This is a genomic window from Sphingomonas sp. M1A8_2b (assembly GCF_053345535.1).
The window spans coordinates 1,298,488-1,321,976 of the sequence record NZ_JBKFAH010000001.1; the positions used below are offsets into that span (position 1 = coordinate 1,298,488).

General features: G+C 66.4%; 22 protein-coding genes and 1 pseudogene. 17 read left to right on the forward strand and 6 right to left on the reverse strand.

All coding sequences use genetic code 11. The features are described from left to right. Positions 1–90: 90 nt before the first annotated feature. Positions 91–546, forward strand: coding sequence for a universal stress protein (locus ACLBWL_RS06015; protein ID WP_447791105.1), 456 nt, complete (start codon positions 91–93; stop codon positions 544–546). Here the strand turns inward: ACLBWL_RS06015 and ACLBWL_RS06020 are convergent. Then, positions 539–1,306: a PAS domain-containing protein gene (locus ACLBWL_RS06020; protein ID WP_447791107.1), complete on the reverse strand. Its 768-nt coding sequence runs from the start codon at positions 1,304–1,306 to the stop codon at positions 539–541. The two genes, ACLBWL_RS06015 and ACLBWL_RS06020, sit on opposite strands and share 8 nt — an antisense overlap. 147 nt (positions 1,307–1,453) lie before the next feature. Here ACLBWL_RS06020 and ACLBWL_RS06025 point away from each other — a divergent pair, with 147 nt between their 5' ends. Next, a complete protein-coding gene (locus ACLBWL_RS06025) occupies positions 1,454–2,758 on the forward strand; it encodes a M28 family metallopeptidase (protein WP_447791109.1) in 1,305 nt (434 codons plus the stop codon). 31 nt (positions 2,759–2,789) lie between these two features. On the opposite strand, the gene ACLBWL_RS06030 is transcribed toward ACLBWL_RS06025, so the two are convergent. Together ACLBWL_RS06030 and ACLBWL_RS06035 are read right to left on the reverse strand one after the other, a co-directional pair. Continuing rightward, the gene (locus ACLBWL_RS06030) at positions 2,790–5,123 is read right to left on the reverse strand and encodes a putative bifunctional diguanylate cyclase/phosphodiesterase (RefSeq protein WP_447791111.1); all 2,334 of its coding nucleotides are present in this window, start codon (positions 5,121–5,123) and stop codon (positions 2,790–2,792) included. A 192-nt stretch (positions 5,124–5,315) separates the two neighbouring features. After that, positions 5,316–7,088, reverse strand: coding sequence for a fatty acyl-AMP ligase (locus ACLBWL_RS06035; RefSeq protein WP_447791113.1), 1,773 nt, complete (start codon positions 7,086–7,088; stop codon positions 5,316–5,318). Positions 7,089–7,186: 98 nt separating this feature from the next. Between ACLBWL_RS06035 and ACLBWL_RS06040 the strand changes: the two genes are divergently transcribed. The 5 genes and pseudogenes from ACLBWL_RS06040 to ACLBWL_RS06060 form a co-directional block, all read left to right on the forward strand. Continuing rightward, a complete protein-coding gene (locus tag ACLBWL_RS06040; RefSeq protein WP_447791115.1) occupies positions 7,187–7,879 on the forward strand; it encodes a regulatory protein RecX in 693 nt (230 codons plus the stop codon). Between the two features lie 64 nt (positions 7,880–7,943). Beyond that, positions 7,944–8,555: a cold-shock protein gene (locus tag ACLBWL_RS06045; RefSeq protein WP_447791117.1), complete on the forward strand. Its 612-nt coding sequence runs from the start codon at positions 7,944–7,946 to the stop codon at positions 8,553–8,555. After that, on the forward strand, positions 8,555–9,055 hold the full coding sequence (locus tag ACLBWL_RS06050; protein WP_447791119.1) for a DUF192 domain-containing protein: 501 nt from the start codon (positions 8,555–8,557) through the stop codon (positions 9,053–9,055). The genes ACLBWL_RS06045 and ACLBWL_RS06050 overlap by 1 nt, the downstream gene beginning before the upstream one ends. Positions 9,056–9,197: 142 nt before the next feature. Beyond that, positions 9,198–9,590: an NADH:ubiquinone oxidoreductase subunit NDUFA12 gene (locus ACLBWL_RS06055; protein ID WP_447791120.1), complete on the forward strand. Its 393-nt coding sequence runs from the start codon at positions 9,198–9,200 to the stop codon at positions 9,588–9,590. 197 nt (positions 9,591–9,787) lie between these two features. Further along, a pseudogene (locus ACLBWL_RS06060) lies at positions 9,788–10,021 on the forward strand (DUF2155 domain-containing protein); the annotation flags it as partial. 35 nt (positions 10,022–10,056) lie between these two features. Here the strand turns inward: ACLBWL_RS06060 and aat are convergent. From aat to ACLBWL_RS06075, 3 genes are all read right to left on the reverse strand, one after another. Beyond that, positions 10,057–10,803: a leucyl/phenylalanyl-tRNA--protein transferase gene (aat, locus tag ACLBWL_RS06065; RefSeq protein WP_447791122.1), complete on the reverse strand. Its 747-nt coding sequence runs from the start codon at positions 10,801–10,803 to the stop codon at positions 10,057–10,059. Next, entirely contained in the window at positions 10,800–11,525 is a 726-nt protein-coding gene (locus ACLBWL_RS06070) for a ParA family protein (protein WP_447791124.1), read from the reverse strand. The genes aat and ACLBWL_RS06070 overlap by 4 nt, the downstream gene beginning before the upstream one ends. 122 nt (positions 11,526–11,647) lie before the next feature. Continuing rightward, complete coding sequence (locus ACLBWL_RS06075) at positions 11,648–12,031, reverse strand: hypothetical protein (protein ID WP_447791125.1); 384 nt, start codon at positions 12,029–12,031, stop codon at positions 11,648–11,650. Positions 12,032–12,552: 521 nt separating this feature from the next. On the opposite strand from ACLBWL_RS06075, the gene ACLBWL_RS06080 reads away from it, so the two are divergent. From ACLBWL_RS06080 to murD, 10 genes are all read left to right on the forward strand, one after another. Continuing rightward, positions 12,553–13,521, forward strand: coding sequence for a cysteine synthase A (locus tag ACLBWL_RS06080; RefSeq protein WP_447791127.1), 969 nt, complete (start codon positions 12,553–12,555; stop codon positions 13,519–13,521). A gap of 59 nt (positions 13,522–13,580) precedes the next feature. Further along, entirely contained in the window at positions 13,581–13,850 is a 270-nt protein-coding gene (locus ACLBWL_RS06085) for a hypothetical protein (RefSeq protein ID WP_447791129.1), read from the forward strand. Positions 13,851–14,215: 365 nt separating this feature from the next. Then, positions 14,216–14,743 (forward strand): division/cell wall cluster transcriptional repressor MraZ, encoded by a 528-nt coding sequence (locus tag ACLBWL_RS06090; RefSeq protein WP_183129002.1) that lies wholly within the window; start codon positions 14,216–14,218, stop codon positions 14,741–14,743. Then, positions 14,740–15,690: a 16S rRNA (cytosine(1402)-N(4))-methyltransferase RsmH gene (gene rsmH, locus ACLBWL_RS06095; protein WP_447791131.1), complete on the forward strand. Its 951-nt coding sequence runs from the start codon at positions 14,740–14,742 to the stop codon at positions 15,688–15,690. Before ACLBWL_RS06090 ends, rsmH begins: the two co-directional genes overlap by 4 nt. Next, the gene (locus ACLBWL_RS06100; protein WP_447791133.1) at positions 15,687–16,376 is read left to right on the forward strand and encodes a hypothetical protein; all 690 of its coding nucleotides are present in this window, start codon (positions 15,687–15,689) and stop codon (positions 16,374–16,376) included. Before rsmH ends, ACLBWL_RS06100 begins: the two co-directional genes overlap by 4 nt. Next, positions 16,373–18,091 carry a peptidoglycan D,D-transpeptidase FtsI family protein gene (locus ACLBWL_RS06105; protein ID WP_447791135.1) on the forward strand — a complete coding sequence of 573 codons (1,719 nt, stop codon included), beginning with the start codon at positions 16,373–16,375 and terminating at the stop codon, positions 18,089–18,091. The genes ACLBWL_RS06100 and ACLBWL_RS06105 overlap by 4 nt, the downstream gene beginning before the upstream one ends. Before the next feature lie 10 nt (positions 18,092–18,101). Continuing rightward, positions 18,102–19,517, forward strand: a complete 1,416-nt coding sequence (locus ACLBWL_RS06110) for a UDP-N-acetylmuramoyl-L-alanyl-D-glutamate--2,6-diaminopimelate ligase (RefSeq protein ID WP_447791137.1) — start codon at positions 18,102–18,104, stop codon at positions 19,515–19,517. Between the two features lie 133 nt (positions 19,518–19,650). Beyond that, on the forward strand, positions 19,651–21,042 hold the full coding sequence (locus ACLBWL_RS06115; protein WP_447791139.1) for a UDP-N-acetylmuramoyl-tripeptide--D-alanyl-D-alanine ligase: 1,392 nt from the start codon (positions 19,651–19,653) through the stop codon (positions 21,040–21,042). Further along, positions 21,043–22,113, forward strand: coding sequence for a phospho-N-acetylmuramoyl-pentapeptide-transferase (gene mraY / locus ACLBWL_RS06120; protein WP_056486650.1), 1,071 nt, complete (start codon positions 21,043–21,045; stop codon positions 22,111–22,113). Next, positions 22,110–23,486, forward strand: a complete 1,377-nt coding sequence (gene murD / locus ACLBWL_RS06125) for a UDP-N-acetylmuramoyl-L-alanine--D-glutamate ligase (protein WP_447791141.1) — start codon at positions 22,110–22,112, stop codon at positions 23,484–23,486. The genes mraY and murD overlap by 4 nt, the downstream gene beginning before the upstream one ends. Positions 23,487–23,489: the final 3 nt, after the last annotated feature.

Below are 23,489 nucleotides of genomic sequence, written 5' to 3' on the forward strand. Positions count from 1 at the left end.
CTACTCGCGCCCTCGTCCGCTCGGGTCAACCCCGCCGCACTTGCGAACGGCCACGCATCGGCCCAATTACCGGCAATAACGGGGGCGAAAATGCGCATTTATCTGGTGGTGATCGACGACAGTCCGGAGGCGGGCATCGCGCTGCGTTTTGCCGCACGGCGGGCGGTGAAGACCGGCGGCGGCGTCGAGATCCTCACCGTGATTCCCCCGCAAGAGTTCATCGCGTTCGGCGGCGTACAGGCGACGATCGAGGAAGAGGCGCGACTGCATGCCGAGGGGCTCGTCACGGGCGCAGCGGGCACGTTGCTGGAGGAGTCCGGTCTGCGGCCATCGATCACCGTGCGCGAGGGCGAAGCACCGAAGATCATCCGCGAGATGATCGCGGCGAACCCCGACATCGCCGCGCTGGTGCTGGGCGCTGCCGCGATTGGCGCACCGGGCCAACTGATCGCGCATTTCGCGGGCACCGATGCTGGCGCCTTGCCGGTCCCGGTCATGATCATTCCCGGTTCGTTGACCCGCGAGGCGATCGACCGGCTTAGCTGACGTCCGCCATCGCGCGCGTCGCCAGCAGGCGTTCGACCCCGTCGATACCGGGTCGCGTCAGTTGCAGCGCGTCCCGTTGCAGATCCTCTGGCGGTTCGACCAGCGATTTTGCCTCCAGCACCCGGATCCAGCGATCCAGGGTCCCGCGATTGAGACCCATTTGCCGGGCGATCGAATCAGCGGTGGCGATCCGGCTCTCGGCCTCCGCCACATACACGCTCAGCAACAGGCCCCAGGCGTGATCCGCGAAGAGATCGCCGCCCAGCACCCGGTCGCGCGCCTGCATGACGGCGAGCAAGTCCTTGGCACGGCGCCAGAGATTATGCGGCAAGTCATCGGCGGTGCGCGGCGCGTCCTGTTGCAGACCATCTTTCGGCAAGCCGGCCTCGGTCGTGGCTGGGGCGGGCACGGTCGACATCGTGCCGACCAGATGACTCGTGTCGCCACTGCCGAATCGCGACACATGAACGTCCAGCGTGATGACGCTGCCATCGCCGGTGATGTACCTTTTGCGGATCGATTGCGACGGGCCGTTCGGGCGAAGAGCCTCGACCTGCGACACGTTCCGCGCAAGATCCTCGGGGTGCGTGATCGCCGTATAGGACATGCCGATCAGCTCTCTTTGCGTGCGTTGCAGCACGCGAGCCACCGGTTCGTCGATGGACTGGATGACACCCGCCGCGCTGGAAATCGAATGGCCTATGATCATTGCATTTCCAAAGAATCCGGTAAGTGTCTCTAGGGCCTGTTTAAACAACATTAAATTGAGAGAGCACAACATGGATCATGTCCACGTACGTCGCGCGACGATGGCGACAGCCCTCGGCAAGCCAAGCCAGCTTTTTTAAGGCAAGTCCCAAGGTATTAAACACTTGAGGCGTGACTCCGATCCGGGCACCATCCCGGCATGTCGATCCTCACCGTCCCGCTGCTGCTCGCAGCCGCCGCTCCGCTCGCGTCATCCCCTGCGACAGTGCCGCCGCCGTCCGCGACCCGCTTGAAGGCGGACGTCACGACGATGGTCGATTTCGGCACGCGTCATACCGCGTCGACCACGACCGATCCCAAGCGCGGCATCGGCGCAGCGCGAACCTGGGCGGCGCGACGCTTTGCGGAGATCGGCGCATCCTGCGGGGGGTGTATCTCGGTCGAGCGCATTTCGCGGACGTTTACCGGCCCGCGTGCACCGACCGGCGTGGTCGTCGAGGACGTGCTGGGGATCCAGAAGGGCCGCGATCCGAACCGCGTCGTGATCGTCGGCGCACATATCGACAGCCGCGTGACCGACGTGATGAACGTGACGTCCGACGCGCCCGGCGCCAACGACAACGCGTCCGGCGTCGCGCTGGTGCTGGAGGCGGCGCGACTGCTGTCGCAACGGCAGTTCGATGCGACGATCGTCTATGCGGTGTTCTCGGGCGAGGAACAGGGTCTGTGGGGTGCCGAACTGCTCGCCGATACCGCCAAGGCGCGCGGATGGCAGGTCTCGGCGATGCTCAACAATGATATCGTCGGCAACACCGTGGGGCAGGGCGGCGTCCGGGTCGCGGACAAGGTGCGCGTCTTTTCCGAAGGCATCCGCGCGTCCGAGGATATGGTCGCGCAACAGGGGCGCCGCGCCGAAGGGGGCGAGGACGATGGCCCGAGCCGCGCGTTGGCCAAGGCGATCGACGGGATCGCCGGGGGTATTCCCGGTGGGCTCGACGTGATGCTCGATCGGCGGCCGGATCGATTCGGCCGCGGTGGCGATCACGAACCCTTCCTCAAGCTCGGTTATCCCGCGGTGCGATTCTCGGTCGCGGCCGAGAATTGGGATCGCCAGCATCAGGATCTGCGCACCGAAAACGGCATCGTCTACGGCGACACGATCGCGGGTATGGACTTCCCGTATCTAGCGAAGGTGACGGCAATCAACGTCGCGACGATCGCCCGGATCGCCGACGCGCCGGCGGCACCCGAAGACGTGTCGATCGCGGGAGCGCTGTCGCGTGACACGACCGTCAAATGGACCGCGGTGCCCGGTACGACGCGCTACCGGGTCCGCTGGCGGCGCAACGATGCGCAGACCTGGACCGACATGCGGGATGTGACCGGGACGCAGACAGTGCTGACCCAGGTCCCGGTCGATGATAATTTCGTCGGTGTCTCGTCCCTGGCGGCGGACGGCGCCGAAAGCCTGGTGAGTTTTGCCGGGCGAGAGCGCCGCCGATAAACGGAGTCGGAAAATCGGCGGCGCTCCCCAATCAGGCCGCCGCCGATTTTTTCCATCCCCGATGAGCCAGCGCGCGGGCTTCCTCGACGGGAAGCGGGCGCCCGAAATAATAGCCCTGAACCTTGGTGCAGCCGAACTTCTGCACCATGCGGTGTTCGGCTTCGGTCTCGACTCCCTCGGCGGTGGTGGCCATGCCTAGGCTTTCCGCCAGCGCGACGACGGCGCGGATGATCGCGATCGCCTCTCGCACGCCCTTGGCGGCATCCTGGACGAAGCTGCGATCGATCTTGATCGACGAGAACCGCGTCCGGCTCAGATAGCCGAGCGACGAATAGCCGGTGCCGAAATCGTCGAGGCTGAGGCGCACGCCGAGATCGAGGACGCGCTCCAGGACCTTGGTGACGCCCAGCCCCTCGTGCATGAACACGCTCTCTGTCACTTCGAGTTCGAGCCGTTCGGCCGACAGGCCTGTGCTGGCGAGTGCGCCGGTGACGGTCGTCACGAACCCGGGGTTCTGCAACTGGTCGGGCGAGACGTTGACCGCGATCCTGAATTCGGACGGCCAACGCGCGGCCTCTTCGCACGCGGTTCGCAGCACCCACGCGCCGATATTGGCGATCAGGCGGGTTTCCTCGGCAAGCGGGATGAACTTGTCGGGCGACACGGTGCCGAACTCCGGGCTCGTCCAGCGCAGCAGCGCCTCAAAGCCCAGCAGGTTGCCGGTGCCGGCATCGACGACGGGCTGGTAGACCAGATGCATTTCGCCATTCTCGACTGCCGTGCGCAGTGCGATTTCGAGGACGCGGCGCTCTTCGGCCTGGACGTGAAGCTCGGGTTCGTAGCTGCGGAAGACACCGCGACCGGCATCCTTGGCACGGTAGAGCGCGAGATCGGCGGAGCGGATGAGCATTTCGGCGGTTCGGCCATCGCGCGGACCGACCGCGAGACCGATGCTGGCGCCGATGTATAGCGTGTGTGCGTCGAGTTCGTATGGCAGCGACAGCGAGTCGATGATTCGCTGGGCGAGCGATTCGAGTGCGGCCTGATCGCTGGCATCGCGTACCACGACCGCGAACTCGTCGCCGCCGAGTCGGCCGCACAGCGCGTTGTCGGTCATCAACTGACTCAGGCGTTCGGCGACGCGGCTCAGCAGGCGATCGCCGATCGGATGGCCGAGCGTGTCGTTGACCGCCTTGAACCGGTCGAGGTCCAGCATCATGAATGCGTAGCGGCCGCCCCACTGGCCGGCTTCGGCGATCGTTCGGACGAGCGTTTCGTTGATCATCAGCCGGTTGGGCAGGCCGGTCAGCGTGTCGAAACGCGCCATCCGGTTGATCTTGTCGACCGACGCGCGTTGCTCGGTGATGTCGGAGCCGACCCCGCGAAACCCGGTGAATACGCCGCGGTCGTCGAACCGCGGCGATGCCGCGATCTCCCACCAGCGGTCGTCGCCGGCGATCTGGACAGGCAGGCGCAGATCGCGAAAGCTCTCGCGCTTCTTCATCTTTTCGGCGAGCGTGCGCAGTCCGGTGGTGAACTCCCCGGTTTCCCAGGTCGGGCCGGCGAGGATCTGGAGCAACGGCATGCCGTCGATGCGGTGCGGATCGAGGCCGGCGGCGAAGGCGAATCGCGGCGAGGCGCGGACGATGCGCCGCGAGGCATCGGTTTCCCACAGCCAGTCGGCGCTGGTTTCCTCGAATTCGCGGAGCAGCAGGCTGACCGTCTCGTCGCGTTCGTCGAGCGCCATTTCGCTGGCCTGCAGCAGCATCAGCGTGCGGGCGCGGCTGACGCAGACCAGCATCAGCAGCAATGTGAAGACGAACACGCCGACCGACGCCGCGATCGTCCCCGCCAGCGCCAGCTGAACGACAATCGCACTTCCCAGAGATCCCAGGAATATCAACGTCCCCAGCGTCAGCGGCGCCATTACGAACGCTGCGGCGGTCATCAGCGCGCAGAGCGTCAGACCGAGCCCTGCGGTCGTCCCGGAGGGCGCATGCGTGCAGAACAGCACCGGGACCGTCGACCACGTCAACGCCGACACCAGCCCTTCCCAGCCGGTGCTCCGCATGTCGCGCAACGTCGCCTGGCCGTCGTCCGATCGGGGAACCCTTAGACGACGATAGCCGATGACGATGGCGACGATCATCAGCACGCCGAGCCAGATCTCGATCTGCCAAAGGGGTGTGGTGGCGTCCACCAGCAGCGCGGTGGCGGCTGCCGCGACGAGGTCCGCGAGAAGCATCAGGGGCATCATCCGACGCCCGCCGACCAATTGCGCGGCGCGAATACGGCTCCATTCGGCCGGGTCGGGCCCGTCGCGCAACCCAAGCAGCACCGGAAAGGTGACGGCGATCCTTCGCAACGTCGAGGGAGCTTTGCTCGACGGTGCTTTGGTCAGAGAGTGCGTCGTGGTCACGGGTCGAACCGTAATGGTCTTTGGTTAGCGGAACATTCGTCCTTTGCCGCATCTGCCACGGCTCGTCCGATGGCTGGGGCCGACTGCCGCGCCTCGACCGGTTCCGCCGTGCCGAGCGTCATTGATCGGCCCGCGTTTTCAGGCGGCGATATCGTAGGGTTTGATGTCGCCACTGAGGTACAGATTACGTGCCTTGGCCCGGCTGAGCTTGCCCGACGAGGTGCGGGGCAGCGTGCGCGGCGGGATCAGTTCGATGACGCAGTTCATCCCTGTCACTGAACGGACGCGCTCACGGATCTCGTCGCGCAGGCGGAGGCGTTCGGCCTCGTCGGAACTGCGGCACTGGACCAGCACGGCAGGGGTTTCCTCCCCGCCCGGCGTCGTGATCGCGAATGCGGCGATGTCCCCGGCCTTGAACCCGGGCAGTTGCTCGACCGCCCATTCGATGTCCTGTGGCCAGTGGTTCTTGCCGTTGACGATGATCATGTCCTTGGCGCGGCCGACGATGTAGATATAGCCGTCCGACATATAGCCCATGTCGCCGGTATCGAGCCAACCGTCGGACATGCACGCCTCGGTCGCGGCGTCGTCGCGGAAATAGCCGACCATCACCGACTTGCCCTTGCACCAGACCTTGCCGATGGCGCGCTCGGGCAGCGGCGTGCCGTCCTCTTCGCGGATCTCGATTCGCATGTCGCGAACCGGCTTGCCGCAATTGACGATCGCGCGGTAGCGCTGGGGGCGGTCAATGCCGCGCGAGCCGCCCGAGAGTTGCGTCTCCTCGACCAGTTCGACGCGGATGCCTTCGCCCGGCGGCATCAGCGAAACGGCCAGCGTCGCCTCGGCAAGGCCATAGCTCGGCAGGAACGCGCTGGCCTTGAAGCCGGCATCGGCGAACGCATCGACGAACGACTGCATCACGTCGGGGCGGATCATGTCGGCGCCGTTGCCCGCGACGCGCCAGCGGGACAGATCGAACCGGTCGCTCGCCTTGGTCTGCGACGACATGCGGCGTGCGCAGATGTCGTAGCCGAAGGTCGGCGAATAGCTCAGCGTGGTGCCGGTGTTGCGGCTGATGAGATCGAGCCACGCGAGCGGACGGCGCGCGAAATCCTCGGTCTTGAGATAATCGGTCGAGACCTGGTTGGCGATCGGCGACAGGAAGCAGCCGACCAGCCCCATGTCGTGATACCAGGGCAGCCACGAGACGCAGCGATCGGTATCGCAAACTTCCATGCCGTGACTGTGCGCGGCAAGGTTGTTGAGCAATGCGGCGTGGGTGATGACGACGCCGTGCGGGAAGCGCGTCGAGCCGCTCGAATATTGCAGATAGGCGATGTCGTCGGGGCTGGCTTCCGGCAGCGCCGCGGCGGGCGCCTCGCGGGTCGCGAATTCGGACCAGTCGATCCCTACGGTACCCGACAGACGCGCGGCCTCGCCGGCCATCTGCGCGAGTTCGGGCGGGAAGATCAGCATCTTGGGATCGCAGCTCGAAAGCTGGACACGGAGCTGTTCGATGTACGAATCGCGTCCGCCGAACGAGGTCGGCAACGGCAGTGGCACGGGCCAGGCCCCGGCGTAGACGACGCCGAAGAAGAGCGCGGCGAACTCCGGGCCGGTTTCGGCGACCAGTGCGATGCGGTCCTCGCGGCCGACGCCGGCGGCGATCAGGCGGTCTGCCATTGCGCGTGCGTCGGTGCGGAGCCGCGAATAGGGATAAGGATGCGACAGGGTGCCGCGCGCGTCGTGGAAATTAAGCCCACGGCTACCATTTGCGGCGTAGTCGAGGGCTTCGCCCAGCGTCCCGAAATCGGCGAAGCGACGCGGCAGGGCGTCTTCGGTCGGCGTAGCAACCTGCGCCGTTGCGGCCTGGCCGCGCGTGCCGTCCTTGATGGGCGTGTCGGTCGTCATCGCAGTTCCTGCCTTGCTTCGTCGCGGCGATCGAACACACCACGCCTATCTCTAGTCTAGCCGTTCAACTTCGGGTGTCAGTGTGGCACAATGATGGCGTGGACGACGACGCCGACTCCCTGGACCCGCAACGGGATGCTGCCGACGCCGACGCGAGTCGATTCACGGGCCGGTCGAAGGACGGTCGCGGCACGGCGAAACGCGCGGGTTGGGGGAAGGGCGGCGGCAAGGATCGATCGCGGGAACGGCCTGCACCCAAACCGCTCGACTCCACCGCGCTCGAGCATCTCGCGCTGCGCTATGTCGAACGGTTCGCAACGACGCGCGGGCGGCTGACCGATTACCTCAACCGCAAGATTCGCGAACGCGGCTGGGCTGGCGAAACCGGTGGGGGCGCAGACAACGGCGCTGCCGCCGACCCCGTCGCGTTGGCGCAGCGAATGGCGGATCTCGGCTATGTCGACGACCGCGCCTTCGCCGAGCAGCGGGCGGCGGCGATGCAGCAGCGTGGCTTGGGCGCGCGGCGAGTAGCCGGCGCCTTTCGCGAAGCCGGCATCGACGACGGCGATGCGGAATCGGTGGCGCCGGCGATCGCCGACCGCGCGGTCGAATCGGCGTTGGCGTTCGCCCGACGCAAGCGGATCGGACCCTATGGCAGCGGCGATAGCGACCGGAAACAGCACGAAAAGCAGCTGGCGGCGATGCTTCGCGCAGGTCACCGTTTCGATCTGGCACGCCGGATCGTCGCTGCGCCGCCATCGACCATTGTCGAAGCGTCCGATTTCGAGTGATGTCCGTCATGGTTTCGTTGCGATTGCGACGAACCGTGCTAGCTAGGCGGCTAGGGGTGTAACGATGCGTATCGAGACGCAAACAGGGGCCGACATGCCGATCGAAACTGCGATCGAAGCCACTATCGACAAGGGGGCGGTATTGGCCGGTCTTGCCGGCGATGGCGACACACGTGCGATCGGTGGCGTCATCAAATGGTTCGACGTGACCCGCGGGTTTGGATTCGCGGTCGCGGACGACGATAGCGTCGGTGACATCCTCGTGCATTTCTCCGTTTTACAACCGCACGGCCGCCGCAGCCTGCCCGAGGGCGCGCGGGTCGAAACCGTCTCGGTCCAGCGCGGTCGCGGGTTCCAGGCGCGCGAGATCGTCTCGATCGACATGACCAATGCCGTTTCAGAAGTGCAGAGGCCGCCCCCCTCACCCGACCGGGTCGATCCGATCGCGATGATCGATGCCGCCGGTCCGTTCGAACCCGTCGTCGTCAAATGGTTCAACCGGCTCAAGGGCTATGGTTTCCTCGTCCGCGGTGCAGACGGCAGCGACATCTTCGTGCATATGGAGACGCTGCGCCGCGCCGGGATCGAGGCGGTCGAGCCCGACCAGCCGCTCCGCGCGCGAGTCGTCGCAGGACGCAAGGGGCCGCTGGCGGTCGCGGTCGAAGAGGGTTTTTAATGAGCGTACTTGCCAAGGTCGGTCTGGCCGCGGTTCTGGTTACGGGTGCAGGGGTTGGCGGGGTCGCGTACATGCACAGCCAGACCAAGGCCGAGGATGCCGCCGTCGTCACGCTGCCCCTCACGGTCAAGAGCGCGAACGGCGCGCACGTGTTCGTCGTCGAGAGCGCGAAGACGCCGGGGCAACAGCAACGCGGGCTGATGTACCGAACCGATCTGAAGCCGGATGGCGGCATGCTGTTCTGGCCCTATCCGGCGACCGGCGGTGCCCCGGTGGCGGCAAACTTCTGGATGAAGAACACGCCGAGCCCGCTCGACATCCTCTACATCCGCGCCGACGGCACGATCGCGCGGATCGCCGAAAACACCGTACCGTTCTCCGAAGCACCAATCCCATCCGGCGAGCCGGTCGGCGCGGTGCTGGAGTTGATGGGCGGTCGATCCGCCGAACTGGGGATTGCCGAAGGCGACCTGGTGACGTGGGACAAGAGCGCCAAGTAGCGGGGCGTAGTCCGGGGGTGTGATTGTCGGCGCGCATTCTCGACCGAACACGTCCCGGATGACCTGAGGGAGCGCCGTCCCGGCCACACCGCGATCATCATCATGGTTGAAGCCCGCCGCCACTCGGGTTAAGCGCACCGGCATGGGCTTTCTCGCATCGACTTTCACGTGGTGGAACGGCGCCACCCTCGGTACCAAATTCGGCTTGCGCAGCATGGCGAAGAAGGGCGAGGACGCACTCGGCAACGTCTATTACGAGGGCGGCAAGGATACTGCCGGCAACCCCCGTCGCTGGGTGATCTATCAGGGTGCGACCGACGCGAGCCGCGTTCCACCCGCGTGGTTCAGCTGGCTGCATCATCAGGTCGACGACGTGCCAGAGCGGGCGTTGCCGCCGGTTCGTGCCTGGCAGAAGCCCGCCGTCCCCAACATGACCGGCACCGCGCTCGCCTATCGCCCGTCGGGTGCGCTCGAGAAGGGCGGGACGCGCGCGCCGGCCACCGGTGATTACGAAGCCTGGGCGCCCGAAGGGTGAACCTGCGCTGGCTTGCCACGGCCGTTCTGGTCGTGGTGCTGGGGTTGGGCGGCTGGTTCGGCTACCGTACGCTGCATACGTCGGCCTCCAAGACTGCCGTGGTCCAGCAGGACCTGCCGATGGCGGACGAGTCGGGAAATTCCTCGGTCGAGACGATCGATACCGCCGCCGCGACGATCGCGAATGGCGGCACGCCGATGGCGCAACGCGTCGCGGTGCTCGGGATCCTCAACAAGCGCAACGGCGAGACGCACGACGTCACGCTCAAGCCCGGCCAGGCGACGCGTCTGGGTGACGTGGTCCTGCGGCTGCGCGCCTGCGAACAGACCGCGCCGTGGGAGCAGGAGCAACTGACCGGCGCGTTCGTCCAGGTGCTGGTGCGCGGTGTCGATACGCATTGGCGTCGGACGTTTTCGGGCTGGCTCTACAAGGAGCGCCCGGCGCTCAACGCCGTGCAGAATCCGGTTTACGACGTCTGGACCAAGAGCTGCGCGATGACGTTCCCGGCGACCGGTCCCGATACGGCGCCGGTGGCGGAGACTGCGCCTGCCAGCCGGTCGAGCGCGCGGAAATCGCCGGCGGCCAGCGAGGGCGATGCCGAGGTCGCACCGACCACGCCTTCGAGCGACGCGGCAAGCAACGCGACGTAGTCGGCGCGCTCGATCTCGATCGCGCCGAGCGAGGCGAGGTGCGAGGTCTGGAACTGGCAGTCGAGCAGCGTGAAGCCACCGACCCTCAGGCGGGCGACCAGATGCGCGAGCGCGACCTTCGAGGCGTCGGTCGCGCGGCTGACCATGCTTTCGCCGAAGAACGCACGGCCCAAGGCCAGGCCGTAGAGCCCACCCACCAGCTTGCCGCCGTCCCAGCATTCGACCGAATGCGCAAACCCCATCGCGTGCAGCGTCGTGAAGACGCGCTCGATGCCGGCGTTGATCCACGTCTCGGGACGACCTGCGACGCTCTCGGCGCAAAGCCGGAGCACGTCGTCGAACGCGGTGTCGACGGTGACCTTAAACCGATCGGCGACGACCGTTTTCCGCAGCGACCGCGAAAGCCGGAACGAGTCGAGCGGCAACACTGCACGGCGGCGCGGTTCGACCCAGTAGACGCTGGCGGCGTCGCGGCTGTCGGCCATCGGGAAGACGCCGACCGAATAGGCGCCCAGGACGAGCTGCGGGTCGAGCGCATTCTTCGGATCGAGAACCTCGCTCATTCGGCCAGCCGGTGTTCGATCCGTCGCCACAGATCGGCGAACGCGCGCGCCGCCGAGGATTTGGGCAGGAAGGCGCCGACCGGCGCACGCTTCGACGCCATCGCTTCGATCCCGCTCGCCATAGGGATGACCGGCCAGTCGGGGTGCCGAGCCAGCGCATCGGAATGCAGCGCGCGGCGCTTGTCGACCATCACATGAACCGGCAGCAACGGCGTGCGACCGCCGAGATGCGCGACCACCGCTTCATAGGCGCGGGTCGACAGCGGCGAGGGGATGACCGGGATCACGATCAGGTCGGCGGCACGCATGACCTGGTCGGCGGTCTCGGTCAGGCCCGGCGGGCAGTCGAGGACAACGCGGTCGTAGTCGGCAAGCTCGGACACCAGCTTGGCCAGCCGCTTCTTCTTGTCGAGATCGTGGAACAGCTGGTCGAGCCCGCGCAACGACGCGTCGGCGCCGATCAGGTCGAGATGCGGATACGCTGTCGGCCGCGCCTGCTTGCGGACGCCGATATCCTTGGAGAACATCGCCTGCGCCTGATCGGTGCAGCCGCGTTTGTCATTGTCGCGGCCGGTCAGCACCCAGGTCGCGGCGGCTTGCGGATCGAGATCCCAGAGCAACGTGCGGCGTGAGGAGAGCGCGGCGGCGCACCAGGCGAGGTTCACGGCGAGCGTGGTCTTACCGACGCCCCCCTTCAGGCTGTAGATCGCTAGCGTTGCCATGGCGCACAAGGTGCCGGGCCGGCGGCGTCCGGGCAAGAGTGCATCGCACAAAGAAAAAACGGCCGGCGGAAGGTCCGCCGGCCGTTTTTCGAACCGTTCATGCAAAAATCTTTGAGCGAGCTTTATGCGTGGCAGATCTGCGCCGACTTGCCCGGCCGGGTCAGCGTGACGCTGTCCTCGTTGCCGGTCATCGACCAGCCGCCCTCGGCGGTCTTCGGTGAACCGGCGACCTCGGACTTGAGCGTCGTCGGCGTGCCGTCCTGCTTGGTGCGCACCACGGCCTGCTTGTCGCCCTGGAAGAACGTCACGTACACCAGGCTGTTGTCCTTGCAGCGCAACGTCTTTTCCGACTTGATCGACGGCGGCAGCTCGACCGGCGCCGCGTTCGCGAGCGTGTTCGCCATCGGATCGGGATTGGAGTCGAGCACCTCCGGCGAGGCTGGCTTGGAGTTGCAGGCAGCCAGCACGAGCAGCGCGGCAACGGCGGTGATGGGGAGGATCTTCATAGCGGAACCTCGCTTCGCGCATGCAGCATAGGGCGTCAAGTTTTATGCGCGACCGCGGGGCGGAGTCACGACCAAAGGGGCAGGCTTGCTGACGAGTGGAGTGGTCGTGGTAGCGCTATCCGACTGCGCTGTATGCGGGGCTGTACGCGGGTTTCCGCAGTCAGGGTTTTGGTGCCTCGCGCAGCGCGACCAGCTGTGCTTCGACGACATCGATCGGAGTGGCGATATGGGCTGAGGCCAGCGAGCCGCCGACCGCGACCATGATCCGCATGGCCTCCGACAGTAACGACAGCGTGCGCTCGTAGTTTTCCAGGACCGAAAGACCTCATATCCTGATCAGGGTCTACTGGCGCAATTAATATGGATTAGTCGTACGTGGAAGCATGGTCGATTTCATCGAGGTGGCGCGCCGTGGTTCAAGCTGCGTAGTTCGAGCTGCAGGGCTCGAGCCGATCAAGCGGTTTAGCGTGCAAAACTTTCGATGGGTTGCCCGCGGCTGGCGGCACCGCCATTTAACCGCGATGCACACGACACCTGATACGCTCGCCCTGATCGGCAACACTCCGCTCGTTCGCCTTAAGGGGCCAAGCGACGCGACCGGTTGCGACATCTTCGGCAAGTGCGAATTCACCAACCCCGGCGCGTCGATCAAGGACCGTGCGGCGTTGTTCATCGTAGAGGATGCCGAACAGCGCGGGCTCCTCCAGCCGGGCGGGACGATCGTCGAGGGTACCGCCGGCAATACCGGGATCGGGATCGCGCTGGTCGCCAATGCCAAGGGCTACAAGACGATCATCGTCATGCCCGAGACGCAGAGCCGGGAGAAGATGGACACGTTGCGCGCGCTCGGCGCGGAACTGGTGCTGGTACCCGCGGCCGCATTCTCGTCACCGTGCCATTTCGTCCACACGTCGCGGCGGATCGCGGAAGAGACCCCTGGCGCGGTCTGGGCGAACCAGTTCGACAACACCGCCAATCGCCGCGCGCACATCGTCGGCACGGCGGAGGAGATCTGGGATCAGATGGAAGGACGCGTCGACGGCTTTACCTGCGCGGCCGGGACCGGGGGGACGATCGCCGGGGTCGGGCTCGGGTTGAAGGCGAAGGACGACAATGTCTGTATCGCGTTGACCGACCCGCACGGCGCGGCGCTCTACAATTACTACGCGCACGGCGAACTGAAATCCGAAGGGTCTTCGGTCGCCGAGGGGATCGGGCAGGGGCGGATCACTGCCAATCTCGAAGGGGCGCCGATCGATACGCAGTTCCGGATCTCGGATCAGGAGGGGTATGCCTGGGTCCGCCGCCTGCTGGACGACGAGGGGCTGTGCCTCGGCCTATCGTCGGGGATCAACGTGGCGGGCGCGGTCGCGCTGGCGAAACATCTCGGGCCCGGCAAGCGTATCGCGACGATCCTGTGCGACACCGGATTTCGGTATCTGTCGACCTTGTACGACCCCGAATGGCGGGCGGCGAAGGGCCTGTCCTGATCGTGGAGTTTGTAGAGAATCGACAGCGGGGCGGCGGTCGGGTATCGGAGCGCGACAAGATGAAGTCGTCCAACGATCCATTCCAGCGCATGCAACGCATCAAGGTCGGCCTGATCGGTCTCGCGGCCGTCGTGCTACTGATCGGTCTGGCGAGCGCGATCATCGGCTCGGCCAGTCGTGAGCGGCCGGTCGCGGCGGCTGGGGCTGCACAGCCCGATGTGGTCGCCAACATGGGCGTGACGAACAGCGTGGACGCGACCGACTCGGGTGAACCGCTGGCCGAGATGGGTGTCGCACCCAGTGGTAACGGACAGGTCGCGACCCACTAGCGCCGGCTGCCGCCGCCGTTTCAGCCACGACTTCGCACGGGGCATATTCGGCCCCCTGCAAAATCTGCGCCATCTTTCGATACGCTCTACGACGGGTTCCGATCCGGTCGTTGACTGCGTGATTCCTGAGAAATCCCCGGAAATCCCCAGGTAGACGTCCCTAACGACGCGTTAATTCCGCCAGCCCAAGCTGAATTCCCCGGAATTAGTCGACGAACCGACCTGTGAATTCCGACAAATCCCCAAAAATCCCGTTGCGTCCCCGTATCTCTATGGTAGATGGAGGTTAATACAGGGGCATGTTTCACCGTCGGCAATTGCTGCGGTCGGGGCGCGATGATGGTCGCGGCTCGAGGTGGTGAAGCGTGTGCGCCATTTCGAAGGGTTTTGGCGTGTCGGTACGTGGTCGCTATCAAGGAGACGGTATCGGCCTTGTCGACGACAAGGGCCGGGTAGCCATCCCTTCGGCGCTCCGCACGACGCTGTCCGCCAATGCCCCCAAGGCGAACGGCAAGGACGGCGGGACCATCATCATCGGCGCGCATCAGAAGAATCGCTGCCTGGTTGCGTATGATCCCGGTTACGTCGACATCCTCGCCGAGCGCCTCGATCGCCGCGAATCCGAGAACACGTCCGAGAACGGCGAGTACGACTACAACATCAAGCGCGCCGCAGCGTCGGGCGAAGCGGTGCCGTTCGACGGCTCGGGTCGCTTCATCATGCCCGCGTTCCCGCGCTTCTATGCGGGCATCAAGGGCCATGCGTTCTTCTACGGTGTGCTCGACTATATCGAGATCTGGGACCCCGCGACGCTGATCGCCACCGACGGCATGCCCCCCGTCGTCAAGGAGATGGCGCGCTTCTACATGGCCGAGAAGGGGGTGCAGCTGTGAGCAGTCCCGACGCACCGCACATTCCCGTCCTGCTAGACGAAGTCCTGGCCGCGCTTTCCCCCGAGCCCGGCGAGACGATGGTCGACGGCACGTTCGGTGCGGGCGGCTACACGCTGGCGTTGCTTAAGTCGGGCGCGCGGATCGTCGCGTTCGACCGCGATCCCGATGCTATCGCCAATGGTCGCGCGATCGAAGAAGCCGAGGAAGGCCTGACGTTGATCGCCGCGGACTTTTCGGCGATGGCGTCCGAACTCGAATCGCGGGGCCTTGCCCCGGTGGACGGCGTGACGCTCGATATCGGCGTGTCGTCGATGCAACTCGACCAAGCCGAGCGCGGCTTTTCGTTCCAGTCGGACGGCCCGCTCGACATGCGGATGGCGCAGGCCGGCATGTCGGCGGCGGACTTCGTCAACGAGGCGGACGAGAACGAGATCGCCGACGTGCTGTATCAATATGGCGACGAGCCAAAGTCGCGGCGCGTGGCGCGCGCGATCGTCGCGGCGCGCCCGCTGACGCGGACAGGCGAGCTGGCGCACATCGTCCGCCGCGCGCTCGGCTACAAGGCGCACGACAAGAAGGATCCCGCAACGCGCGCGTTCCAGGCGATCCGCATTCATGTGAACCGCGAGCTGGGCGAGCTGGCCGACGGATTGCTGGCGGCCGAGCGCGTGCTGAAGCCGGGCGGCCGGCTCGCCATCGTGACGTTTCACAGCCTGGAGGACCGAATGGTGAAGCGCTTCCTGCGCACGCGGTCCGGCGGGTCGCCTTCAGGGTCCCGTCATCTTCCGCAGGTGAAAGCCGCTGCAGACCCTAGTTTTTCTCATGTCGGCCGCGGTGTTCGCGCCGGCGAGGCCGAGATCGCGCGCAACCCGCGCGCGCGCTCGGCGACATTACGGACGGCGCGGCGGACCTCCGCGCAACCCTGGACGGAAGAGGTGACGACATGACGGCGGCGTATCGGATGAAGGGTGTGGGCTGGTTCGGGGGCTGCGTGGCCGTCGTGCTCGGTTTCTACCTCGTATCGCTGCAGGTCGCTGCCGAGCGCAAGAAGCTGGAGGCGGTCAATGGCCAGATCCGCGTCGCGCAGCGCGATATCCGCGCGCTGGAAACCGAGTTCGACACGCGCGGCAACCTGGCGCAGCTCGAGCGCTGGAACGGCGATACGCTCGCCTTGTCGGCGCCGACCGCGGGGCAGTTCGTCGTGAGCGAGGCCGCGCTCGCGTCGCTCGACGTCAACAGTCTGGGGGGCGACGGTGTTCAGACCGCCGCGTTGCTAGTGCCGTCGGGGGCGGGGTCCGTCGTCTCCGTGCCGACCGTCCCGGTGACCGCTGCGCCGGCGGTCGTGAAGCTTGCTCCGGTTCAGATGGCGCAGGCGACCGCACCGCGCGCGATGAACGTCGCGATCCAGGCTGCGTCGAAGACCGCGCTCAAGCCCGTCGTGATCCGTGCCTCGGTCTCGGCGCCACGCTCCGCCGAGGCTGCGCTCGTCCGCGCCGCTAAGACCGAGCGGCTAGCAGCAGTCGCGAAGGTCCGCCCGCAGGCGGTCGCGATGCTCGATCGCAAGCTGCTGTCCGATTCGACGCTGGGTGACATCATGAGCGGTGCCCGTTCCGAGAGCGGTCGGCGGCGTTGACGGCTTTGGTCGCCCGACCTGTTTCGCAGCCGCGTAGCGCCAACCAGCGTCATGCCCTGGTAGCGACGGCGCACACGCGCCTGATGATGCTGATGTTCCTGTTCGGCGCGGCTGTTCTGGTGGTGATCGGGCGGCTCGGGATGCTGGCGGTGCAGTCGTCGCTCGCCGATCCGCAGGCGCGCTCGGCGGCGATCGCGGCGCGTGGCGACATAGTCGATCGCAACGGATCGCCGCTCGCGCGGACGATCGACGCCTGGACGATCGCGGTGCATCCCAAGAAACTGATCGGCGACCCGACCGAGATCGCCAGCAAGCTCGCCGCGCTGATGCCCGAGGCGGGCGACCAGGCGCATTATTATGCGCTGCTGACGTCGGGGAAGAACTTCATCTATCTCCAGCGGCGTGCGTCGCCGGCGTTGGTCGAGCAGGTCAACGCGATCGGCGAGCCCGCGATCGTGTTCGACCGCGATACGCAGCGGCTGTACCCGCAGTCGACGATGGCGGCGCATGCGCTCGGCTTCCTGTCGACCGCGGGCCACGGCATGAGCGGGATGGAGCGCGTGCTCGACGAGCGGCTGACCAACCCGGCGCTCAACGGCACGCCGGTCGCGCTGTCGCTCGACAACCGCGTCCAGGCAGCGATGGAGAGCGAACTCGGTCGCGCGATGACGACGTTTTCGGCACGCGGCGCCGGTGGCATCGTCCTTGATGTCTCGACCGGCGAAGTGATCGCGATGGTCTCGTTGCCGACGTTCAATCCCAACCGCGTCGGCATGTCGGGCAGCGAGCAGCTCCGCAACATCACCACGCAGAGCGTGTTCGAGCTGGGCTCGACGTTCAAGCCGATCACGATGGCGACCGCGCTGGATACCGGCGTGGTGACGTCGTTCGCGCGGCGCTTCGATGCGACGCATCCGCTCCAGGTCGGGCGCTTCACGATCCACGACGAGCGCGGCGATCCGAAGCGGTGGCTGAACATGGCCGAGACGCTGATCTATTCGTCCAACATTGCCACCGCGCGCGTTGCCGATGAGGTCGGGCCCGCGAAGATGCAGGCGATGTTCAAGAAATTGGGCTTCGACACCAAGCCCGATATCGAGCTGCGCGAGAAGGGCCGTCCGTTGTGGCCGAAATACTGGGCGCGGACGACGACGATGACGACTGCCTATGGGCATGGCATCGCGGTGACCCCGCTTCATCTCGCGAGCGCGTATGCAGCGCTGGTCAACGGCGGGATCTGGCGTCCGGCGACGTTGCTGAAGGTCGCGCCGGGTCATGCGGTTGCCGGTCGTCGCGTCATCAGCGAGCAGACGAGTGCGCGGATGCGGCAGATGCTGCGGCTGATCGTGCAGCGCGGTACGGGGCGGAAGGGTGACGCACCCGGCTACCGTGTCGGTGGCAAGACCGGCACGGCCGAGGCGGCGGTGTCGGGCGGCTACGATCATTCGCGCAACGTGGCGACATTCGCCGCGGCATTCCCGATGGATGCGCCGCGCTATGTCGTGCTGGCGATGCTCGATTCGCCACTCGGGACGAAGGAAACCGCCGGGTGGAAGACCGCGGCATGGAATACCGCGCCGGTGGTGGGCCGCACGATCTCGCGCGTCGGGGCGATCCTGGGCGTGGTGCCGGACGCGCACCGCGACATCGACGTGTCTGACATCCTGCCGACTTTGTGGCAGGACCCGACCCGTACGCAGCCTACCGGGCAATGAGGACTATTGCATGAAACTCGCAGCGCTGACCGACGGGACGGAAGAGGCGCAGGTGACGGGGTTCGCGATCGATCACCGCAAGGTCGCGCCGGGCACGGTGTTCGGCGCGTTCGAAGGCGCGCGGGTGAATGGCGAGGATTTCGTGGCCGATGCGATCCGCTCCGGCGCGATTGCAGTCGTGGCGCGGCCTGGGCTGACGGTCGAGGGCGCCACCTACATCGCCGACGACAATCCCCGCGAGCGGTTCGCGCAACTGGCGGCGAAGTTCTTCGCGCCGTTTCCTGAGACGTCGGTCGCGATTACCGGAACCAACGGGAAGACGTCGTGTGTCGAGATGACGCGGCAGTTGTGGCGGATGGCTGGGTTTCATGCCGCCTCGATCGGGACGCTGGGGGTTACAACGGCCGACGAGCGGGTGACGACCGGGCTGACGACGCCGGACGTCGTGACGTTCCTGTCGAATGTCGCCGGGCTCGCGCGCGAGGGCGTGACGCATCTGGCGTTCGAGGCGTCGAGCCACGGCCTGACCCAGTACCGAACCGAGGGGCTTAAGGTGGCGGCGGCGGCGTTCACGAACCTCAGTCGCGACCATCTCGACTATCACGGCGACATGGCGGCGTATTTCACCGCCAAGATTCGGCTGTTCTCGGAAGTGCTTTCGACGGACGGCGCGGCGGTGGTCTGGGCGGACGATCCGCAGTCGGCGCGGGTGATCGACTTGGCGCGCGAGCGCGGCAACCGGCTGATCACGGTCGGCACGCAGGGTGAGACACTTCGGCTCGTGGGCCGCGATCCGACGCTGCTCGGGCAGGGGCTGACGATCGAGGCGGAGGGTCAGACGTACAAGGTCACCTTGCCGCTGATCGGCGCCTACCAGGCGGCGAACGCGCTCGTGTCGGCTGGGCTGGTGATCGCGACCGGTGGTGACGTGGGCTCAACGATCGCAAACCTCGCGCGATTGCAGCCGGTGCGCGGGCGGCTCGAGCGCGCGGTGATCGCGAAGTCGGGTGCGCCGGTGTACGTGGATTACGCCCACACCCCTGACGCTCTCGAAGCAGCGATTGCAGCTTTGAAGCCGCATGCAGGCGGCAAGCTGATCGTGGTATTCGGAGCAGGGGGCGACCGCGACACCGGCAAGCGCGAGACAATGGGGCAGGTCGCGGTGCAGCACGCCGACCGTGTTATCGTGACCGACGACAACCCCCGGACCGAGGACGCTCGGGCGATCCGATGCGATGTCCTGAAGGGCGCGCGCGGGGCTGAGGAAATCGGCGACCGGCGGGCGGCGATCGGCGCTGCTGTGCGCGAGGCTGGCCCCGAGGACATCGTGCTGATCGCCGGCAAGGGCCACGAGCAGGGGCAGATCGTCGGCGACATGGTCCTGCCGTTCGACGACGTGACGGTCGCGCGGGAGTGCGCGGCGTGAGGGTGGCTATCTTCTTCCCCCCTCCCGCAAGCGGGAGGGGCCGGGGGTGGGCTCGCGGGTTCGGCAGGCGCTGCGCTTTGTCGACAGCGTGCGCCCACCCCCCGACCCCCTCCCGCTTGCGGGAGGGGGGGAAGTGAGCCTCTGGACTTCGGCCGAGATCGCGGCCGCTACTGGCGGTGTCGCGTCTGGTGATTTCTCCGTCAGCGGCGTCGCGTTTGACTCTCGCGAGGTTGGCCCCGGGGATCTGTTCGTGGCGATGAAGGGCGAGGCCAGCGACGGGCACCTGTTCGTCGACCAGGCCTTCGCACAAGGCGCCGTGGGGGCGATCGTGTCTGAGCCTTGCGATCATCCGCACGTGCTCGTGGCGGACAGTTTTGCCGCATTGAACGCGCTTGGCGGCGCTAGCCGTACACGCTCGTCCGCCAAGATCATCGGCGTCACCGGCTCGGTCGGCAAGACCAGCGCGAAGGAGGCTCTCTTCGCCTGTCTCGACCGCGCAGCCCCCGGCGAGGTGCATCGCTCGGTCAAGAGTTACAACAACCACACCGGAGTCCCGCTCAGCCTCGCCCGCATGCCGCGCGACGCGAAGTTCGGCGTGTTCGAGATGGGGATGAACCACGCCGGTGAGCTTGCCGAGTTGACGCAACTCGTCCGTCCGCACATCGCGATGATCACCGCGATCGCGCCTGCGCATACCGCGTTCTTTCCCGACGAAAGCGCGATTGCGGATGCCAAGGGCGAGATATTTGCTGGGTTGGAGCCGGGCGGAACGGCGATCGTGCCTTATGACAGCCCGCACCGCGACCGCCTGCTCGGCCACGCCGCGCCGCATGCCGCGCATATCGTCACGTTCGGCAGCGAGAAGGGCGCTGATATCCGCGCGATCGAGGCGATGCGGCTGCCGACCGGCGGGACGTTCGTTACCGCGCGGATGGGGCAGGGGGCGGAGCATGAGCTGAGCTTCACGATCGCGCAGCCCGGCGCGCATTGGGTGTCGAACGCGCTGGGCGTGCTCTCGTGCGTGCAGGCGGCCGGGAGCGATCTCGGACTCGCCGGGCTTGCGCTGGCCGAACTTGGCGGCCTGCAAGGTCGCGGAGCGCGGTCGCTGGTGACCGTCGGCGAAGGCCAGGCGCTGGTGATCGACGAGAGCTACAACGCCAACCCCGCTTCGATGCGTGCGACGCTCAGCGTCCTTGGCCACGAGCCCGGTCGTCACATCGCGGTACTCGGCGAAATGCGCGAACTGGGCGAGGCGTCCGACGACTATCACGCTGGACTCGGTGAGCCGATCCTCGCCGCGCGCGTCGAAATGGCGCTGCTCGTCGGTGAAGCGATGGCGCCGCTAGCGCAGGTGCTTGAGGGACAGATCGAAACCGTCCATGTGGGCGACGCTGCGGCCGCACTCGCGTCGTTACGGACGATTCTGGCGCCCGGCGATGTCGTGCTCGTCAAGGGATCGAACGGGGTGGGCCTCGCCCGCGTCGTGGCTTGTCTTCAAGCTGGCCTCAAAGGCGGGATTAACTGAATGCTGTACTGGCTCGCCGAGCATCTGGGGTTTCCCGGCCTGCTGAACCTCATCCGCTATCAGACGGTGCGGACCGGTGGCGCGGTGGCAACCGCGCTGATCATCGGCCTGATCATCGGGCCGAAGTTCATTGGCTGGTTGCGCGTGCGGCAGGGCAAGGGCCAGCCGATCCGCGCCGACGGCCCGCAGTCGCACCTGTCGAAGCGCGGCACGCCGACGATGGGCGGGCTGATGATCCTGACCTCGATGTGCCTCGCCATCTTCCTGTGGATGGACCTGAGCAACCCGTATGTCTGGGCGTGCGTATTCGTGACGCTGGGCTTCGGGACGATCGGGTTCCTCGACGACTACGACAAGGTGCGAAAGGCGAGCACCGCGGGGATCAGCGGGCGGACGCGGCTGCTGCTCGAGTTCGCGATCGCCGGGATCGCCGCGACGATCATCATGTCGCAGAACGGGCCGCATCTGTATCTGCCGTTCACCTCGCGCATGTACCTCGATCTCGGCTGGTTCTTCCCGGTGTTCGCGGCGTTCACGATCGTGTCGTTCGGCAATGCGGTGAACCTCACCGATGGGCTCGACGGGCTGGCGACCATGCCGGTGATTATCGCCAGCGTCGCGTTCATGGTGATCGTGTACCTGGTCGGGAACGTGAAGTTCGCGGATTATCTCGGCATCCCGCATGTGCCGCGTGCTGGTGAGCTGGCTATATTCTGCGGGGCGATCGTCGGCGCGGGGCTCGCGTTCCTGTGGTTCAATGCGCCACCGGCCGCGGTGTTCATGGGCGATACCGGAAGCCTCGCGCTCGGTGGCGCGCTGGGGACGATCGCGGTCGTCGCGCATCACGAGATCGTGCTGGGGATCATCGGCGGGCTGTTCGTGATCGAGGCGCTGTCGGTGATCATCCAGGTGTTCTTCTACAAGCGCACCGGCAAGCGCGTGTTCCGGATGGCGCCGATCCACCATCATTTCGAACAGCTCGGCTGGGCCGAGGCGACCGTCGTGATCCGGTTCTGGATCATCGCGCTGGTGCTCGCGCTGGTGGGTCTTTCGACGTTGAAGCTGCGGTGATTATTGCGAAGGCCTGGCGCGGGAAACGCTACGCGGTGCTGGGGCTGGCGCGGTCGGGGGCTGCGACGGTGCGGGCGCTTGTGGCTGGCGGGGCGCAGGTCGTCGCGTGGGATTCCGACGAGGCTAAGCGCGCCGTCTTCACTCCCTCTCCCCTCCGGGGAGAGGGTCGGGGTGAGGGGCAGCCCAGCAGTGTTACGCCCGGAACTGCCCCTCACCCAACCCTCTCCCCGGAGGGGAGAGGGCTTTTAGAAGTCGCGCCGCTCGACGATCTTTCGGGGGTCGACGCTTTGGTCGTGTCGCCGGGGGTGCCGTTGAATACGCATCCGTTGGCCGCGAAGGCGCGTGCGGCTGGCGTTCATGTGATTGGCGACATCGAGTTGTTCGCGCAGGCCCGCGCAGACCTCCCCCCGCACAAGGTCGTCGGCATCACCGGCACGAACGGCAAGTCGACCACCACCGCACTCGTTCACCATATCCTCAAAACCGCCGGCATCCCGACGTTGATGGGCGGCAACATTGGCCTGCCGATCCTCGAACAGCAACCGCTGCCCGAGGGCGGCGTCTATGTGCTCGAACTGTCGAGCTACCAGATCGACCTGACCCAGACCCTAAATTGCGATGTCGCGGTGCTGCTCAACATCACGCCGGATCACCTCGATCGCTATGACGGCTTCGAAGGCTATGCCGCCTCCAAGGCGCGGCTGTTCGCGATGCAGTCGGCCGAGCATGACGCGGTCATCGGGATCGGCGATGCGCCGTCCGCGCAGATCGCGCGCGGTCTGTCGGCGAAGGGCGAGCATCTCACCAAGATCGCGCCAGGCGTGTGCCTGTTCCAAGGCAATTGGCCCGCGCTCCAGGGGCCGCACAACGCGCAGAACGCGCTCGCCGCGATTGCGGTCGTCAAGGCGCTGGGCGTGAGCGAGGTCGATATCGACCGTGGCCTCACCAGCTTTACCGGCCTGCCGCACCGGATGCAGCAGATCGCGTCATATGGCGGCGTCGCCTATGTCGACGACAGCAAGGCGACCAATCCCGAGAGTACCGCGCCCGCGCTGGCCGCGTTCGACCGGGTCCACTGGATCGTCGGCGGGCGCGCGAAGGGCGACGATCTCGACGCGTGCAAGCCCGCCTTTGGCCACGTCGTCCGTGCCTACACGATCGGCGAGGCTGGCCCGATTTTCGCCGAGATTTTGAAGGATTCCATGCCCGTCGAGAATGTCGGTACGCTCGACGCCGCCGTCCGCATCGCCGCGGCCAACGCCAAGCCTGGCGACACGGTGTTGTTATCCCCCGCTTGTGCTAGCTTCGACCAGTTTCGCGATTACGAAGCGCGCGGGGCGGCGTTCCGCGCTGCGGTGGAGTCGCTGGCATGACCG

What these genes read in the sequence shown, in the direction of transcription:
- ACLBWL_RS06110 (WP_447791137.1), top strand. Translation starts at nt 18,102, where the DNA reads ATGAAACTCGCAGCGCTGACCGACGGGACGGAAGAGGCGCAGGTGACG.
- ACLBWL_RS06080 (WP_447791127.1), top strand. Translation starts at nt 12,553, where the DNA reads ATGCACACGACACCTGATACGCTCGCCCTGATCGGCAACACTCCGCTC.
- ACLBWL_RS06050 (WP_447791119.1), top strand. Translation starts at nt 8,555, where the DNA reads ATGAGCGTACTTGCCAAGGTCGGTCTGGCCGCGGTTCTGGTTACGGGT.
- ACLBWL_RS06015 (WP_447791105.1), top strand. Translation starts at nt 91, where the DNA reads ATGCGCATTTATCTGGTGGTGATCGACGACAGTCCGGAGGCGGGCATC.
- ACLBWL_RS06075 (WP_447791125.1), bottom strand. Translation starts at nt 12,031, where the DNA reads ATGAAGATCCTCCCCATCACCGCCGTTGCCGCGCTGCTCGTGCTGGCT.
- aat (WP_447791122.1), bottom strand. Translation starts at nt 10,803, where the DNA reads ATGAGCGAGGTTCTCGATCCGAAGAATGCGCTCGACCCGCAGCTCGTC.
- ACLBWL_RS06035 (WP_447791113.1), bottom strand. Translation starts at nt 7,088, where the DNA reads ATGACGACCGACACGCCCATCAAGGACGGCACGCGCGGCCAGGCCGCA.
- ACLBWL_RS06025 (WP_447791109.1), top strand. Translation starts at nt 1,454, where the DNA reads ATGTCGATCCTCACCGTCCCGCTGCTGCTCGCAGCCGCCGCTCCGCTC.
- mraY (WP_056486650.1), top strand. Translation starts at nt 21,043, where the DNA reads ATGCTGTACTGGCTCGCCGAGCATCTGGGGTTTCCCGGCCTGCTGAAC.
- ACLBWL_RS06055 (WP_447791120.1), top strand. Translation starts at nt 9,198, where the DNA reads ATGGGCTTTCTCGCATCGACTTTCACGTGGTGGAACGGCGCCACCCTC.
- ACLBWL_RS06070 (WP_447791124.1), bottom strand. Translation starts at nt 11,525, where the DNA reads ATGGCAACGCTAGCGATCTACAGCCTGAAGGGGGGCGTCGGTAAGACC.
- ACLBWL_RS06100 (WP_447791133.1), top strand. Translation starts at nt 15,687, where the DNA reads ATGACGGCGGCGTATCGGATGAAGGGTGTGGGCTGGTTCGGGGGCTGC.
- ACLBWL_RS06085 (WP_447791129.1), top strand. Translation starts at nt 13,581, where the DNA reads ATGAAGTCGTCCAACGATCCATTCCAGCGCATGCAACGCATCAAGGTC.
- ACLBWL_RS06045 (WP_447791117.1), top strand. Translation starts at nt 7,944, where the DNA reads ATGCGTATCGAGACGCAAACAGGGGCCGACATGCCGATCGAAACTGCG.
- ACLBWL_RS06020 (WP_447791107.1), bottom strand. Translation starts at nt 1,306, where the DNA reads ATGTTGTTTAAACAGGCCCTAGAGACACTTACCGGATTCTTTGGAAAT.